Genomic DNA, 14,729 nt, shown 5'->3' with positions numbered 1-14,729 from the left:
GGCGCACCGGGACGTCCGGGGCGTACGCGCGGCTCACTCCGCGATGCCGACGACCAGCCAGATGAAGCCCACGCCCCCGATGGTGCAGAGAAGGGTGGAGCGGGCGGGATGGGTGTGGTGCGCCTCGGGAAGGATCTCCGCAGCGGCCAGGTAGAGCAGCGCTCCGCCGAAGAAGCCGAGATAGCCGCCGAGCAGTTCCTCCGGAAGGGTGAACAGCAGCGTCGTCGCCGCGCCCACGACCGGCGCCACGGCGGCCGCGAACAGCATCAGGAGCGCCTTGCGGCGGGCGTTCCCGTAAAGACTGGTGAGGGTGTACGTGTTGAATCCGTCGGCGAAGTCATGACTGATCACCGCCAGCGCGACGGCCACGCCCATGGAGCCGCTGACCTGAAAGGCGGCGCCGAGCGCGATGCCGTCCATAAGGCTGTGGCCGACCATCGCGGCGGCCGCCGTCAGCCCCACCTGCGGGACGCGGTCGCCCTGGTGGCCCGCCGCCCCGTGTGCCACCTGGCGTGCGGACAGCAGCCGCTCGACCAGATGCGCCACCAGGAAGCCGCCCACGAAGAGCAGCAGGGCGGCCGGCACCCCGAACACCGGCTCGCCCGCCGCCTCGATCGCCTCCGGCAGGAGGTCCAGCCCGACCACGCCGAGCATCAGCCCGCCCGCGAGGCCGAGCACCAGATGACGGCGGTCGGTGACGCGTTGGGCGACCCAGCCGCCGGCCAGGGTCATCAGGAACGCGCCGAGCGCGACGAACACCGCCATGGGGCCTTGCTAGCCGATCGGGCCCTCCCTCCGCATCTCAGGGTGTCCTTACCGGCGGCGTCCGGCGTGCCCCCGCGGCCGTCCGGGTCCGTGCTCCGTATACGGAACGTCCGCGCCCGCTCCCCCGTACCACCGACGTACCACCGAGACGTATGACCTGAAAGGCAGGACTCCGCCGATGACCGGAGCATCCGTCGGACCCGGACCGGAGTCCGGCGCCCGCAGTCTGGTGGTGGGGGTCGGCGCACGCCGGGGCGCCCGTGGCGATGTGGTGTTCGCCCTGATCGAGGCGGTGTTGGACCGGGCGGGTCTGAGCGCGGCGGACGTGGTGGAGGTGGCGACGGTCGACGCCAAGGGGGACGAGCCGGGGATCGTGGAGGCGGCGGCCCGGCTCGGGGTGCCGGTGCGTACCCATCCGGCCGGGGCGCTGGCCGCGGTCCGGGTGCCGCACCCGTCGGGGGCGGTGGACGCGGCGGTGGGGACCGGGTCGGTCGCGGAGGCGGCGGCGCTGATCGAGGCGGACGAGCTGGTGGTGCCGAAGACCCGCGCCCCGGGCGGGAAGTCGGCGGGCGCGGGGACGGCGACCTGTGCGGTGGCCCGCCGGCTGCGGGCCGCCGACGGGACTTTCGATGTTTCCGGGAGGAAAACTTCCACCTCACCGGTGACGGCGGGCTCCCGCCCGTTCACCATGGCTGCCATGACTCCCCCCACGCGGAACATCGAGAGCGCCGGGCCCGACCTGCGCCACCACGGCGACGCGGAGGTGCGCGGCGAGAATCTGACCGATCTCGCCGTGAACGTCCGTACCCACACTCCCCCCGAGTGGCTGCGCGAGCGGATAGCCGCGTCGCTCACCTCGCTGGCGGCCTATCCCGACGGGTCCTCCGCCCGCGCCGCGGTCGCCGGCCGGCACGGGCTGCCGGTGGAGCGGGTGCTGCTGACGGCGGGCGCGGCCGAGGCGTTCGTCCTGATCGCCCGCGCCCTTCCGGCCCGCTGTCCGGTCGTGGTGCACCCGCAGTTCACGGAACCGGAGGCGGCGCTGCGGGCGGCCGGGCACGGGGTGGGGCGGGTGCTGCTGCGCGCCGGGGACGGTTTCCGGCTCGATCCGGCGGCGGTGCCCGAGGAGGCGGACCTCGTGGTGATCGGGAATCCGACGAACCCGACGTCGGTGCTGCATCCGGCGGCCCTGCTGGAGAAGCTGGCCAGACCCGGGCGGACGCTGGTGGTCGACGAGGCGTTCATGGACGTCGTGCCGGGCGAGCGCGAGGCGCTGTGCGACCGGACGGACGTCCCGGGGCTCGTCGTGCTGCGCAGCCTCACCAAGACCTGGGGGCTCGCCGGGCTGCGGATCGGTTACGTCCTGGCCGAGCCGGAGACCGTGGCGCTGCTCGCCGAGGCGCAGCCGCTGTGGCCGGTGTCGTCCCCGGCGCTGGCGGCGGCGGAGGCGTGCATGGAGCCGCGGGCGCTGGTGGAGGCGGCGGAGGCGGCGGACCGGATCACGGTGGACCGGGCCCATCTCCTCGCCGGGCTGGCCGAGTTCAGCGAGGTGGAGGTGGTGGAGGCGGCCCGGGGGCCGTTCGTCCTGGTGCGTCTGGAGCGGGCGGCGGAGGTCCGGGAGCGGCTGCGGCTGCTGGGGTTCGCGGCCCGGCGCGGCGATACGTTCCCGGGGCTCGGGCCGCAGTGGCTGCGGCTCGCGGTCCGCGACCGGGCCACGACCAATCGTTTCCTCCAGGCCCTGGACCAGGCCGTGCAGGCGCTGCCCGCGAGATCGGGGCGCTGAGCCCCGCACAGGGGGGCGGTGTCCGTCGTGCGAGCGCCGCCCCCCTGTCACGCGTATCAGCTCTGACCGCTGCCGCGCCTGCGGGCCAGCACCGTGGCGCCCGCGCCGACGGCGAGGAGCAGGGCCGCTCCGCCCGCGATGAACGGGGTGGTGGAGCTGCCGCCGGTCTCGGCGAGGTTGGCCTCGGTGGGGGCGGTGCCGGTGTCGGAGCCGGTCTGGGTCTTCACGTCGCCGCCGCCCTTGCCGCCGTCGCCCTGGTCGCCGCCGGTGGAGCCTCCGTCGGTGGAACCACCGGAGTCGCCGCCCGTCGTGCCGCCGTCCGTGGAGCCCGGCTCCTCCGGGGTCTTCGGCCCCTTCGGGGTCTCGCAGGTCGCCTCGGCGAGGGTGACCTCGCCGTTGACCTCGGCGACGTTGAGCTTCAGCGGGTTGACCGACACCTTGAGCTGGAGCGCCGTCGCGGCCGCCGTGCGCTCGGTGGTGACCGTCTTGGACAGGTCGAGGGTGACCTCGCCGACGCCCGGCACCGACACCTGGGTCGGGCCGCCCGCGCTGAGCGTCACCTTCTTGCCGAGCACCGCGACGTGGCCGAGCACGTTCGACTCGGCGACGGGCTGCTTGCCCGCTTCGCAGACCGCCTTGGAGGTGACCTTCTCGACCTCGATGAGTGAGAGCGCCGCGAGTCCGGGAACGTGGATCCGGGCCTTCGCCAGGTTGGTGTACCCCTCGGCCCTGTGCTCGTCCACGGTGGCGTTCGCGGTGGCCACGTCGGCGCGCAGGACGTCGACCGGGCGGCCCTGCACCCCGTCCAGGTTCACGGTCAGCGCGGTCTTCTCGGCGCTGGCCGGGGCCTGCACCTCGTTGAGCGTGACCTTGAGGGGCACCTTGACGGACTTGTTGAGGAGTGAGACGTCGAGCCCGGTACGGAGCACGACCGCGCTCGCCCTGCCCTCGCCGGTGGTGGGCGTCGCCGGGGCTGCGTGCGCGGGGACGGCGGCAAGCAGAGCGACGGGGGCGGCGGCGACCGCCACGGCGGCGAGACGGAAGGTGTTGCTGTTCAAGATGGTGGAACCCCCACAAGAGACATGGAGCCACCGGCGCAGTCCAATGGGGGACATCGCCTGCGCCGGCGGCCTCGACTCCGTGAATCTTTACGCACTGAGGGTGAACTGGCGGATACCTGACGTGAGTTCACCCCAAAGGGGGGTTTCCGCGCGCATATTCGAATCTTTCGGCACGTGCGTTCCCTCCTGCCCCTCCCCGTCACCCGTTTCACGCGGCATGAGCCGCGGTGCGCGCCGGGGCTGAGCTACACCAACGAGCCGGCGACCGTATACGTCACTGGCTGTCAACGCATCGCACCATCAGCCGACGACGCGCCCGTTCAGCACGATGTGGCGCGGGGCCGCCAGCACCCGGACGTCCGCGCGCGGGTCCTCGTCGTACACGACCAGGTCCGCGGGAGCGCCCTCCTCCAGCGCGGGCCGTCCCAGCCAGCGCCTGGCTCCCCACGCGGTGGCGGAGAGGGCCTCCAGGGGCGGGATGCCCGCCTTGACCAGCTCGGCGACCTCGCCCGCGACCAGGCCGTGCGCCAGGGAGCCGCCCGCGTCGGTGCCGACGTAGACCGGGATTCCCGCGTCGTACGCGGCGCGCACGGTGTCGTAGCGCCGTTCGTACAGCTGCCGCATGTGGGCCGACCAGCGGGGGAACCTGGCCTCGCCGCCCGCCGCGAGGTCGGGGAAGGTGGCGATGTTGACCAGCGTCGGGACGATCGCGACCCCGCGCTCCGCGAAGAGCGGGATGGTGTCCTCGGTGAGGCCCGTGGCGTGCTCGATGCAGTCGATGCCCGCCTCCACCAGGTCGCGCAACGACTCCTCCGCGAAGCAGTGCGCCGTGACCCGGGCGCCCAGGCGGTGCGCCTCGGCGATGGCCGCCTCGACCTCGCCGCGCGGCCAGCAGGCGGTCAGGTCCCCGGCGTCGCGGTCGATCCAGTCCCCCACCAGCTTGACCCAGCCGTCCCCGCGCCGGGCCTCCTGGGCGACGTACGCGACGAGGTCGCCGGGCTCGATCTCGTGCGCGTAGTTACGGATGTAGCGGCGGGTCCTGGCGATGTGGCGGCCGGCCCTGATGATCTTCGGCAGGTCCTCGCGGTCGTCGGTCCAGCGGGTGTCGGAGGGCGATCCGGCGTCCCGGATCAGCAGCGTCCCGGCCTCCCGGTCGGTGAGGGCCTGCTTCTCGGCGGTCGCCCTGTCGACCGGGCCGTGCCGGTCCAGGCCCACATGGCAGTGCGCGTCGACCAGTCCGGGCAGCGCCCAGCCCCTGACCGTCACCGCGTCGTCCGCACCGGGCGGCCGCTCGAAGGTGATCCGCCCGCCCACGGCCCACAGTTCGTCCCGCACCTCGTCCGGGCCGATGAGCACCCGGCCCTTCACCCGCAGCACCCGCCGCTCCTCCCGGTCGCTCACCTGGCCACTCCCCGATCATTCACGCGATCACTCATACGCGGCACTGTACGAGGCCGCCGGTGGGCCATCGGTAGGCTTCCAGTGCCTTTCGACCGACGGACGAACCCGAAGAGAGCCCCACCGTGACGCACCCCTTCCTCGACCTCCCCCCGCTCACCGCCGACCACTTCGCGGCGATCGAGCGGCGCGTGGCCCGGCTCCTCGCCACGGAGCAGGACGTCGTCATCACCCAGGGCGAGGCGCTGCTGCCGCTGGAGGGCTGCATCCGCAGCGGCGCGCGGCCCGGCTCGACCGCGCTGAACGTGGTCACGGGACCGTACGGGCAGACCTTCGGCAACTGGCTGCGGGACTGCGGCGCGCAGGTCGTCGACCTCGCGGTGCCCTTCCACACGGCGGTCACCGCCGACCAGGTCGCCGAGGCGCTCGCCGAGCACCCGGAGATCGACTTCGTCTCGCTGGTGCACGCGGAGGCGGCGACCGGCAACACCAACCCGGTCGCCGAGATCGGCGAGGTGGTCCGGGCGCACGGCGCGCTCTTCATGCTGGACGCGGTCGCCTCGGTGGGCGCCGAGCCGCTGCTGCCGGACGCCTGGGGCGTCGACCTGTGCGTGATCGGCGCGCAGAAGGCCATGGGCGGACCCGCCGGGGTGTCGGCGGTGTCGGTGAGCGCGCGGGCCTGGGAGCGGATCGCCGCCAACCCGGCCGCCCCGCGCCGCTCGTACCTCTCCCTGCTGGACTGGAAGGAGCGCTGGATCGACGGCGGCCGCACGGCCCTGCCGCACGCCCCGGCGCAGCTGGAGATGCTGGGCCTGGAGGCGTGTGCGGCGCGGATCGAGGACGAGGGCCTGGAGACGGTGATGGCCCGCCACGCCTCGGCCGCCGCGGCGACCCGGGCCGGAGCGGTGGCCCTGGGCGGCGGGCTGGAACCGTACGTCCACGAGGCGCGGGACGCGGCCCCGGTGGCGACGACGCTGCGCACCCCGGCGGGGACGGACGCGGCCGCGCTGGTCGCGGCGGCACGGGCGGCGGACCCCGCGCTGCCGCTCGTCGCGGGCGGCGGGGCGCTGTCCAAGGAGATGATCCGGGTCAACCATTACGGGGCGGAGGCGACGCGGGGCGCGGTGCTGTCCTCGCTCGCGGCTCTGGGGGCGGCGCTGGCCGATGCGGGCCGGCGGGTCGATATCGAGGCTGCCCGCCGGGCTGTTTCGGAAACCTGGCCGATCCGTTAAGTTATCGATAATGCGGGGAGCTGCTTTTTCGAAAGCAGCTCCCCGCATTCTTCTGCCCGCTTTTCCGTGACCTAAACGCGGCAGTTTTCGCGCGGATCGAGCTTCATGATTCGGACACGTGCCGGGAGAGTTACGACCTTGTGACCGACTCCACACGGGCAGCATTATGCCCGATAAATTCAGGACAAAGCAGGTGAAATTCCACCCGAATCAGGGGGGAGTTCGCGCACGCCTGATAACACATGATCGCCCTCCACCCAACCCTTTGCGTCGATGCAATTTCGAAATTTGCTGGGTAAATTCAATTCGCATGACCGCAGCACCAGCAGATTTTGCCCGTGCCCGAAGCGAATTCCTCAGTATCGATGCGCCGCGAGTGGAGGACGGAGCCGCGATCTGGCGCATTGCCCGCGACTCCCAGGTCCTGGACCTGAACTCCTCGTACAGCTACCTGCTGTGGTGCCGTGACTTCGCCGCGACCTCCGCCGTCGCCCGGGGCGAGACCGGCGAGCCCATCGCCTTCGTGACGGGCTACATCAGGCCCGACCGCCCCCAGACCCTCGTCGTCTGGCAGGTGGCCGTCGACCAGGCCCACCGCGGCAAGGGGCTGGCCGCCACTCTGCTGGACGCGCTGACCGCCCGGGTCGCCGCCGACCAGGGCCTGTCGTCCGTGGAGACGACGATCACCCCGGACAACACCGCCTCCGACCGGCTGTTCACGTCCTACGCCCAGCGTCACGACGTCGCCCTGGAGCACGAGGTGCTCTTCGACGGGGAGCTGTTCCCCGAAGACACGCACCTGCCCGAGGTGCTCTACCGGATCGGTCCGTTCGCCACCTGAGCCCGCCCGGGCACGACCCCGGCGTACCCGACCCGTACGTCCGATGACCGGCGCACCCGACCTGTGCGCCCGGTCCCCACGACTTTTCGCGCCGGCCGACCACCCGGCGCGGTCCCGGCCGCATCCGTGCGGCGGGGAGCACCAGACCACCGCCCGTCACACCCCCTCACGCAGGAGATCCGCTGTGACCATCACCCCGCCCGCACTGAGCGTCTTCGAGACCCTGGAGTCGGAGGTCCGGAGCTACTGCCGCGGCTGGCCCGCCGTGTTCGACCGCGCGCAGGGCGCCCGGCTGACCGACGAGGACGGCCACTCCTACCTGGACTTCTTCGCCGGGGCCGGCTCGCTCAACTACGGCCACAACAACCCGGTCCTGAAACGAGCGCTGATCGACTACATCGAGCGCGACGGCATCACCCACGGCCTGGACATGGCGACCACCGCCAAGCGCGCGTTCCTGGAGACGTTCCAGAACGTGATCCTGCGGCCGCGCGACCTGCCGTACAAGGTGATGTTCCCCGGCCCGACCGGCACCAACGCCGTCGAGTCGGCGCTGAAGCTGGCCCGCAAGGTCAAGGGCCGCGAGTCCGTCGTCTCGTTCACCAACGCCTTCCACGGCATGTCGCTGGGCTCGCTCGCCGTCACCGGCAACGCGTTCAAGCGCGCCGGGGCGGGGATTCCGCTGGTGCACGGCACCCCGATGCCGTTCGACAACTACTTCGACGGCCAGGTCCCCGACTTCCTGTGGTTCGAGCGGCTTCTCGAGGACCAGGGCTCCGGTCTCAACAAGCCCGCCGCGGTGATCGTGGAGACGGTCCAGGGCGAGGGCGGCATCAACGTCGCCCGCGCCGAGTGGCTGCGGGCGCTGCAGGACCTGTGCCACCGCCAGGACATGCTGCTGATCGTCGACGACATCCAGATGGGCTGCGGCCGCACCGGCGGCTTCTTCTCCTTCGAGGAGGCCGGGATCACCCCGGACATCGTCACGCTGTCGAAGTCCATCAGCGGTTACGGGCTGCCGATGTCGCTGTGCCTGTTCAAGCCGGAGCTGGACATCTGGGAGCCGGGCGAGCACAACGGCACCTTCCGCGGCAACAACCCGGCCTTCGTCACGGCCGCCGCCGTGCTGCAGGCGTACTGGGCGGACGGCCAGATGGAGAAGCAGACCCTGGCCCGGGGCGAGCAGGTCGAGCAGACCCTGCTGGCCATCTGCGCCGAGGAGCCGACCGCGCAGTTCCGCGGCCGGGGCCTGGTGTGGGGCATGGAGTTCGAGGACCCGGCGCGCGCCTCGGCGGTCTGCGCCCGCGCCTTCGAGCTGGGGCTCCTGCTGGAGACCTCCGGCCCGCAGAGCGAGGTCGTCAAGCTGCTGCCGCCGCTGACCATCACCCCCGAGGAACTGGACGAGGGCCTGCGCACGCTGGCCCGCTGCGTCCGCGAAACGGCCTGACCCGGCACTGCCGGGGCAGGCGGAGAAGAAGAGGTCCCGGGCCGCGAGGCCCGGGGCCTGCGCAGAGAAGAGAAAGGCAACCGCTCACCGTGATCGTCCGATCGTTCAGTGACATCGAGAACACCGACCGGCATGTGAAGGCCGCGTCCGGCACCTGGGAGAGCAAGCGCATCGTGCTCGCCAAGGAGAAGGTGGGCTTCTCGCTCCACGAGACCGTGCTGTACGCGGGCACGGAGACCTCCATGTGGTACGCGAACCACATCGAGGCGGTGCTGTGCACCGAGGGCGAGGCCGAGCTCACCAACGACGAGACCGGCGAGAAGCACTGGATCACGCCCGGCACGATGTACCTGCTGGACGGACATGAGCGGCACACCATGCGGCCCAAGACCGACTTCCGCTGCGTGTGCGTCTTCAATCCCCCCGTCACCGGACGGGAGGACCATGACGAGAACGGTGTCTACCCACTGCTGACCGAGGAGGGCTGAACCATGACCACCGAAGTACGCGCCGATCTGTACCCCTCGCGCGGCGCCGCCGAGATGACCACTCCCCGCCAGGACCCGGTCATCTGGTCCGCGCCGGGCGCCCCGGGTCCGATCGCCGCCAGGGACCTCCAGGGTTACGAGCACGACGGCTTCCTCACCGTCGACCAGCTCGTCACCCCGGACGAGGTCGGCGTCTACGAGGCGGAGCTGAACCGGCTGATCTCCGACCCGGCGATCCGCGCCGACGAGCGCTCGATCGTCGAGAAGCAGTCGCAGAACGTGCGGTCCGTCTTCGAGGTCCACAAGATCAGCGAGGTCTTCGCCGCCCTGGTCCGCGACGAGCGGGTGGTGGGCCGGGCCCGCCAGATCCTCGGCTCGGACGTGTACGTCCACCAGTCCCGGATCAACGTGAAGCCGGGCTTCGGGGCCACGGGCTTCTACTGGCACTCGGACTTCGAGACCTGGCACGCGGAGGACGGTCTGCCGAACATGCGGACGGTGTCCGTGTCGATCGCGCTGACCGAGAACTTCGACACCAACGGCGGGCTGATGATCATGCCCGGTTCGCACAAGTCCTTCCTCGGCTGTGCGGGCGAGACGCCGCAGGACAACTACAAGAAGTCGCTCCAGATGCAGGACGCCGGCACCCCGTCCGACGAGGCGCTGACGAAGATGGCCGACCGCCACGGCATCAGGCTCTTCACGGGCAAGGCCGGTTCGGCGACCTGGTTCGACTGCAACGCCATGCACGGCTCGGGCGACAACATCACCCCGTACGCGCGCAGCAACGTCTTCATCGTCTTCAACAGCGTGGAGAACGAGGCGCAGGAGCCTTTCGCGGCTCCGATCCGCCGACCCGAGTTCATCGGGGCGCGGGACTTCACCCCGGTGAAGTAGCGGGAGGAGCAGGCGAGATGGGGCCGGGACGGTACGCCGTCCCGGCCCTTCGCGTGTGCCGCCCCGGGCCGCGGGGCGGTAACTCGCTGGACCGGGGCCGGGACCGGCGGGGAGGGTGGCGCCCATGACTTCCCACGTACGTCACATCACGATCGACTGCGCCGACGCCTACGGGCTCGGCACCTTCTGGGCCCGGGTGCTCGGCGCGCCGATCTCCGACGAGGACTCCCCCGGCGATCCGGAGGCCCTGGTCGAGACCCCCGGCGCGGCGATCCTCTTCGTCCAGGTGGACGAGGAGAAGCAGACCAAGAACCGCGTCCATCTGGACATCCAGCCGCAGGACCGCTCCCGCGACGAGGAGGTCGAGCGGCTGCTCGCGCTCGGGGCGACCCTGGTCGGCGACCACCGCAGACCGAACGGGCGGGGTTGGGCGACGCTCGCCGATCCCGAGGGCAACGAGTTCTGCGTGGAGTGCGGCGCGGCCGAGCGGGCGGCGCTGACCGGGACCCGGCTGCCGGTGACCGCCGACGACGTGACGAGCGCCGTACGGCTCGCGGTGGACCTGCTGGCCGGGGCTCCGGCGGACCGCTGGGACGAGCCCGCCGGCAGCCTCACCTGGACCTGCTGGGAGACGGCGGAGCACCTGGGCGACGATCTCCTCGCGTACGCGGTGCAGTTGGGACCTCGTACACCTCCGCTGGACCGCGAGGTGCCCTACCGGTGGGCGCCCGATCGGCAGGGCGGACCCCACAACGCGGTCTTCGCCGACCGGGAGGCCGGGCCCGCCGGGCTGCTCGCCACGCTGGAGGCGAGCGGGGCGCTGCTGGCCTCGATGACGCGGACGACACCGCCCGAGGTGCGCTCGTACCACGGGTACGGGATCTCCGACCCGGAGGGCTTCGCCGCGATGGGCGTGGTGGAGACCCTGGTGCACACCCATGACCTGGCCGAGGGCCTGGGGCTGAGGTGGGCGCCGCCCGGAGCGCTCTGCGACCGGGTGCTGGCCCGGCTCTTCCCCGACGCCCCGGCGGGCGGCGACCGGTGGGCCGTCCTGCTGTGGGCCACCGGCCGCGCCGAGCTGCCGGACCACCCGCGCCGCACCGCGTGGCGGTGGGACGGGCGGCCCCTGGAGGATCAGACGGCGTCGAGCGCCGGGTAGTCGGTGTAGCCCTTGGCGTCGCCGCCGAAGAAGGTCGACGGGTCGGGGGTGTTGAACGGGCCGCCCGCCTTCAGCCGGGCGGGCAGGTCCGGGTTGGCGAGGAAGAGCGCCCCGTAGGAGATCAGGTCGGCGATGCCGTCGTCGATGACCGTGTGGTCGCCGGGTCCGGTGGCCCCCTCGGTGTGCACGTTGATGACGAGGGCGCCGGAGAAGGCCTTGCGCAGGGCGAGGGTCAGCTCGCGGATCGGGGCGGCCTCCAGGACGTGCAGGTAGGCGAGGCCGAGCGGCTCGATCTGCTGGACCAGCGAGGTGTACGTGGCCTCCGGCGCGGGCTCGTCGATGCCGTTGTACGGGTTGCCGGGCGAGATGCGCAGCGCGGTGCGCTCCGGTCCGATCTCGGCGGCGACGGCCTTGACGACCTCGACGGCGAACCGGGTGCGGGCCTCGTCGGAGCCGCCCCACGCGTCGGTGCGCAGGTTGGTGTTGGGAGCCAGGAACTGCTGGATGAGGTAGCCGTTGGCGCCGTGCAGCTCGACGCCGTCGAACCCGGCGTCCAGGGCGTTGCGGGAGGCGGCGACGAAGTCGGCGACGGTCGCGCGGACCTCGGCGTCGGTCAGCTCCCGCGGCTCGACGAAGTCCTTCGGCCCGACGTGGGTGTAGACCTGGCCCTCGGCCTTCACCGGGGAGGCGCTGACGGGGACGAGTCCGTCGGGGAGCAGGACCGGGTGGCCGATGCGGCCCGCGTGCATGATCTGGGCGAAGATCTTGCCGCCCTTCGCGTGCACCGCGTCGGTGACCGTACGCCAGGAGGCGACCTGTTCGGCGCTGTGCAGGCCGGGCGTGGAGGGGTAGCCCTGCCCCACGACGGACGGCTGGATGCCCTCGGTGATCAGGAGGCCGGCGGAGGCGCGCTGGGCGTAGTACGTGGCGGTGAGCTCGGTGGCGGTGCCGCCCTCACCGGCCCGGCTGCGGGTCATCGGGGCCAGCGCGATGCGGTTGGCCAGCAGGGTGCCGGACAGGTCGATCGGGTCGAAAGCGGTGGTCATGAGGGCTCCCAGGAAAGTATGTGGTCGGCCAATCATCGGCGCCGACGGCAACTGTAACGCATTCATTGGCCGACCAAGGTAAAGTCGTGGGAAACCGTCGGGCATCATCGGAAGCCGCCCCCGACAGCGGCCGCTCGCAGCCCTGAGGACCCCAGGAGCCCGTCATGACCACCGGCCGTGCCACCCCCGCGGAAGACGCCTGTACGAACGCGCTGCCCACGGCGGCGCTCAGCGGGCCCGTGAGCCACGCCGTCTCCCGGGTGGCCCGGCTGCACCGGATCGCGGCGGGCAAGGCGCTCAAGGGGGTGGACCTCTACCCGGGACAGGAGCTGCTGATGATGCATCTGTGGGACCGGGGGGCGGTCCGTCAGACGGAGCTGATCAGGGCCCTGGACCTGGACCCGTCCACGGTCACCAAGATGCTCCAGCGGCTGGAGCAGACCGGGCATGTGCGCCGCCGCCCCGACCCGGCGGACCGGCGCGCCGTGCTGGTCGAGGCGACGGACGAGAGCTGCGCGCTGCACACGGCGGTCCGGGCCGCCTGGGGCAGCCTGGAGGAGCACACGCTGGCGGGCCTGGAGCCGGCCGAGCGCACGGAGCTGGTCCGGCTGCTGGCGAAGGTCGAGGAGAACCTCTGCCGGGAGACCGGGGACTGCCCCGACCGGCGCTGAGCCGGACGGGACGGACGCGGGGCTTCAGGCGAGGAACTCCAGCACCCGGTCCACATCGGCCCCGGTGTTGTAGAGGTGGCAGGAGATCCGCAGATTCCCGGCCGGGGCGGACACGGCGATTCCGGCCTCCACCAGGCCGGGCTGACGGCCGTCGAGTCCGGGTACGGTGACGATCGCCGACTCCCCGGGTACCGGCTCGTGCCCCAGCTCCGCCAGCCCCGCCCGCAGCCGGGCCGCGAGCCCGGTGGCGTGGGCGTACAGGGCGTCGGGACCGACCTCCGCGAGCAGGTCCAGGGAGCGCTCGGCCCCGTGGTACGAGAGGAAGGCGGGCGGCTCGTCGAAGCCGCGGGCGGTGGGGGCCAGGCGCTCCAGCGGTCCGTAGTTGCCGTTCCAGGGGGCGCCGGCGGAGACCCAGCCGGCGAAGAGGGGCGGCAGGGTGTCCTGCGCCTCCTCGGTGACGGTCAGGAACGACGTACCGCGCGGGCAGAGCAGGAACTTGAAGCCGCCGGTGACGGTGTAGTCGTACGCCCCGGCGTCCAGCGGGAACCAGCCCGCCGCCTGGGTGGCGTCCAGCAGGGTCCGGGCCCCGTGCGCCGCGGCGGCCGCGCGGACGGCGGCGAGGTCGGCCACCCGGCCGTCGGCCGACTGCACGGCGGAGAAGGCGACCAGGGCGGTCGACGGGCGTACGGCCCCGGCGAGGTCCGTCAGCGGCACATACCGCACGCGCAGATCGCCGCGGAGCGCGAACGGGCTGACCACGGAGGAGAACTCGCCCTCGGGGCAGAGGACTTCGGCGCCGGGCGGCAGCGAGGCGGCGATCAGGCCGACGTGGACGGTGACGGAACTGCCGGTGGCGACCCGGTCCGGGTGGACCCCGGCGAGCCGGGCGAACCCGACCCGGGCGGCCTCCACCGCCTCGAAGCTGCCCGCCCCCACCCGGCGCCCCGCGGCGTTCTCCTCGGCCAGCGCCTTGACGGCGGCGATCGTCCGGCGGGGCAGCAGGCCCCAGCTGGAGGTGTTGAGGTAGGTGACTTCCGGCGCGAACTCGACGGCTGCCGCTTGGATGGGCGCGAGGATCGACATACGTCCACCCTGAAGGCCCCTCAACCCACAGTCAATTACGGAGAGTCAAGGGGCTCCACAGGCATGCTCGTGGTCGGCTGCGGCTGACGCGGCCGGCTCAGCTCCGGGGTACCTCGCAGGCCCCGTCCGTGTCGCAGCCGGCCGCGTCCCCGCCGACCGTGGTGAGGGCGGTGGCGGGGCGGTCCTTCCAGGCCCGCTCCAGCGCCTGGACGAAGACCTCCGAGGGCTGGCCGCCGGAGATCCCGTACCGCCGGTCGAGGACGAAGAACGGCACGGCGTTGGCGCCCAGTTCGGCCGCCTCGCGCTCGTCGGTCCGGACGTCGTCCGCGTACGCCCCGGGGTCGGCGAGCACCGCACGGGCCTCGTCGGCGTCGAGTCCGGCCGCCACGGCGAGGTCGATCAGCACCTCGTCGTCGAAGACGGACCGTTCCTCGGCGAAGTTCGCCCGGTAGGCGAGGGTCAGCAGCTCGTCCTGGCGGCCCCGGGCCTTGGCCAGGTGCAGCAGCCGGTGGATGTCGAAGGTGGAGCCGTGGTCACGGCCCTCGGCGCGGTAGCCGAGCCCCTCGGCCCGCGCGTTGGCCGCGACGTCGGCCTCCATCGAGGCGGCCTCCTCGCGGCTGCGGCCGTACTTCTCGGCCAGCATGTCGATCACGAGCGCGGTGTCGCCCTTGGCCCGGGAGGGGTCGAGCTCGAAGGAGCGGTGCACCACCTCGACCTCGTCCCGGTGGGCGAACTCCGCGAGGCCCTTCTCGAAGCGGGCCTTGCCGATGTAGCACCACGGACAAGCGATGTCGCTCCAGATCTCGACGCGCATGACTCTTCTTCTCTCCAGGGATCGCGGACGGGGTGCGGAGGATGCCT

At 72.3% G+C, this 14,729-nt stretch carries 14 protein-coding genes; 8 read left to right on the top strand and 6 right to left on the bottom strand.

All coding sequences use genetic code 11. The features are described 5' to 3' along the window. Positions 1 to 33 precede the first annotated feature (33 nt). Positions 34 to 765, bottom strand: coding sequence for a ZIP family metal transporter (locus ACFWRV_RS24130; RefSeq protein ID WP_384337811.1), 732 nt, complete (start codon positions 763 to 765; stop codon positions 34 to 36). Between the two features lie 178 nt (positions 766 to 943). Here ACFWRV_RS24130 and cobC point away from each other — a divergent pair, with 178 nt between their 5' ends. Beyond that, positions 944 to 2,545, top strand: a complete 1,602-nt coding sequence (gene cobC, locus ACFWRV_RS24125) for an Rv2231c family pyridoxal phosphate-dependent protein CobC (RefSeq protein ID WP_384337809.1) — start codon at positions 944 to 946, stop codon at positions 2,543 to 2,545. A 56-nt stretch (positions 2,546 to 2,601) separates the two neighbouring features. Here the strand turns inward: cobC and ACFWRV_RS24120 are convergent, their stop codons facing one another. Both ACFWRV_RS24120 and ACFWRV_RS24115 read right to left on the bottom strand, forming a co-directional pair. Further along, complete coding sequence (locus ACFWRV_RS24120; protein ID WP_384337808.1) at positions 2,602 to 3,603, bottom strand: SCO1860 family LAETG-anchored protein; 1,002 nt, start codon at positions 3,601 to 3,603, stop codon at positions 2,602 to 2,604. Between the two features lie 303 nt (positions 3,604 to 3,906). Then, entirely contained in the window at positions 3,907 to 4,983 is a 1,077-nt protein-coding gene (locus ACFWRV_RS24115; protein ID WP_384337841.1) for an amidohydrolase family protein, read from the bottom strand. A 146-nt stretch (positions 4,984 to 5,129) separates the two neighbouring features. On the opposite strand from ACFWRV_RS24115, the gene ACFWRV_RS24110 reads away from it, so the two are divergent. The 6 genes from ACFWRV_RS24110 to ACFWRV_RS24085 all read left to right on the top strand — a co-directional run bounded on the left by ACFWRV_RS24110 (position 5,130) and on the right by ACFWRV_RS24085 (position 11,068). Continuing rightward, a complete protein-coding gene (locus ACFWRV_RS24110) occupies positions 5,130 to 6,236 on the top strand; it encodes a pyridoxal-phosphate-dependent aminotransferase family protein (protein ID WP_384337806.1) in 1,107 nt (368 codons plus the stop codon). Between the two features lie 310 nt (positions 6,237 to 6,546). Further along, positions 6,547 to 7,077, top strand: coding sequence for a diaminobutyrate acetyltransferase (gene ectA / locus ACFWRV_RS24105; protein WP_384337804.1), 531 nt, complete (start codon positions 6,547 to 6,549; stop codon positions 7,075 to 7,077). 184 nt (positions 7,078 to 7,261) lie between these two features. Further along, positions 7,262 to 8,524, top strand: a complete 1,263-nt coding sequence (ectB, locus tag ACFWRV_RS24100) for a diaminobutyrate--2-oxoglutarate transaminase (RefSeq protein ID WP_384337802.1) — start codon at positions 7,262 to 7,264, stop codon at positions 8,522 to 8,524. Between the two features lie 89 nt (positions 8,525 to 8,613). Next, entirely contained in the window at positions 8,614 to 9,012 is a 399-nt protein-coding gene (locus tag ACFWRV_RS24095; protein WP_006123624.1) for an ectoine synthase, read from the top strand. Positions 9,013 to 9,015: 3 nt separating this feature from the next. Continuing rightward, complete coding sequence (gene thpD / locus ACFWRV_RS24090; RefSeq protein WP_384337800.1) at positions 9,016 to 9,909, top strand: ectoine hydroxylase; 894 nt, start codon at positions 9,016 to 9,018, stop codon at positions 9,907 to 9,909. A gap of 124 nt (positions 9,910 to 10,033) precedes the next feature. Next, complete coding sequence (locus ACFWRV_RS24085; RefSeq protein ID WP_384337798.1) at positions 10,034 to 11,068, top strand: VOC family protein; 1,035 nt, start codon at positions 10,034 to 10,036, stop codon at positions 11,066 to 11,068. Here ACFWRV_RS24085 and ACFWRV_RS24080 read toward each other — a convergent pair. Beyond that, on the bottom strand, positions 11,044 to 12,114 hold the full coding sequence (locus ACFWRV_RS24080) for an alkene reductase (RefSeq protein WP_384337796.1): 1,071 nt from the start codon (positions 12,112 to 12,114) through the stop codon (positions 11,044 to 11,046). The two genes, ACFWRV_RS24085 and ACFWRV_RS24080, sit on opposite strands and share 25 nt — an antisense overlap. A 164-nt stretch (positions 12,115 to 12,278) precedes the next feature. Here ACFWRV_RS24080 and ACFWRV_RS24075 point away from each other — a divergent pair, with 164 nt between their 5' ends. Beyond that, on the top strand, positions 12,279 to 12,785 hold the full coding sequence (locus ACFWRV_RS24075) for a MarR family winged helix-turn-helix transcriptional regulator (protein WP_384337795.1): 507 nt from the start codon (positions 12,279 to 12,281) through the stop codon (positions 12,783 to 12,785). A 24-nt stretch (positions 12,786 to 12,809) separates the two neighbouring features. Here ACFWRV_RS24075 and ACFWRV_RS24070 read toward each other — a convergent pair whose 3' ends face one another. Both ACFWRV_RS24070 and ACFWRV_RS24065 read right to left on the bottom strand, forming a co-directional pair. Then, complete coding sequence (locus tag ACFWRV_RS24070; RefSeq protein WP_384337793.1) at positions 12,810 to 13,868, bottom strand: aminotransferase class V-fold PLP-dependent enzyme; 1,059 nt, start codon at positions 13,866 to 13,868, stop codon at positions 12,810 to 12,812. 97 nt (positions 13,869 to 13,965) lie between these two features. Next, positions 13,966 to 14,682 carry a DsbA family oxidoreductase gene (locus ACFWRV_RS24065; protein ID WP_384337791.1) on the bottom strand — a complete coding sequence of 239 codons (717 nt, stop codon included), beginning with the start codon at positions 14,680 to 14,682 and terminating at the stop codon, positions 13,966 to 13,968. Positions 14,683 to 14,729 lie beyond the last annotated feature (47 nt).

Origin of the sequence: Streptomyces sp. NPDC058576 (assembly GCF_042718715.1) — a bacterium.
Lineage (GTDB): Bacteria > Actinomycetota > Actinomycetes > Streptomycetales > Streptomycetaceae > Streptomyces.
The sequence above is the reverse complement of the archived record's forward strand: the minus strand, read 5'-3'. Positions and strand labels throughout refer to the sequence as shown.

What these genes read in the sequence shown, in the direction of transcription:
- ACFWRV_RS24080 (WP_384337796.1), bottom strand. Translation starts at nt 12,114, where the DNA reads ATGACCACCGCTTTCGACCCGATCGACCTGTCCGGCACCCTGCTGGCC.
- ACFWRV_RS24075 (WP_384337795.1), top strand. Translation starts at nt 12,279, where the DNA reads ATGACCACCGGCCGTGCCACCCCCGCGGAAGACGCCTGTACGAACGCG.
- ACFWRV_RS24085 (WP_384337798.1), top strand. Translation starts at nt 10,034, where the DNA reads ATGACTTCCCACGTACGTCACATCACGATCGACTGCGCCGACGCCTAC.
- ACFWRV_RS24070 (WP_384337793.1), bottom strand. Translation starts at nt 13,868, where the DNA reads ATGTCGATCCTCGCGCCCATCCAAGCGGCAGCCGTCGAGTTCGCGCCG.
- ACFWRV_RS24130 (WP_384337811.1), bottom strand. Translation starts at nt 765, where the DNA reads ATGGCGGTGTTCGTCGCGCTCGGCGCGTTCCTGATGACCCTGGCCGGC.
- thpD (WP_384337800.1), top strand. Translation starts at nt 9,016, where the DNA reads ATGACCACCGAAGTACGCGCCGATCTGTACCCCTCGCGCGGCGCCGCC.
- ectA (WP_384337804.1), top strand. Translation starts at nt 6,547, where the DNA reads ATGACCGCAGCACCAGCAGATTTTGCCCGTGCCCGAAGCGAATTCCTC.
- ACFWRV_RS24065 (WP_384337791.1), bottom strand. Translation starts at nt 14,682, where the DNA reads ATGCGCGTCGAGATCTGGAGCGACATCGCTTGTCCGTGGTGCTACATC.
- cobC (WP_384337809.1), top strand. Translation starts at nt 944, where the DNA reads ATGACCGGAGCATCCGTCGGACCCGGACCGGAGTCCGGCGCCCGCAGT.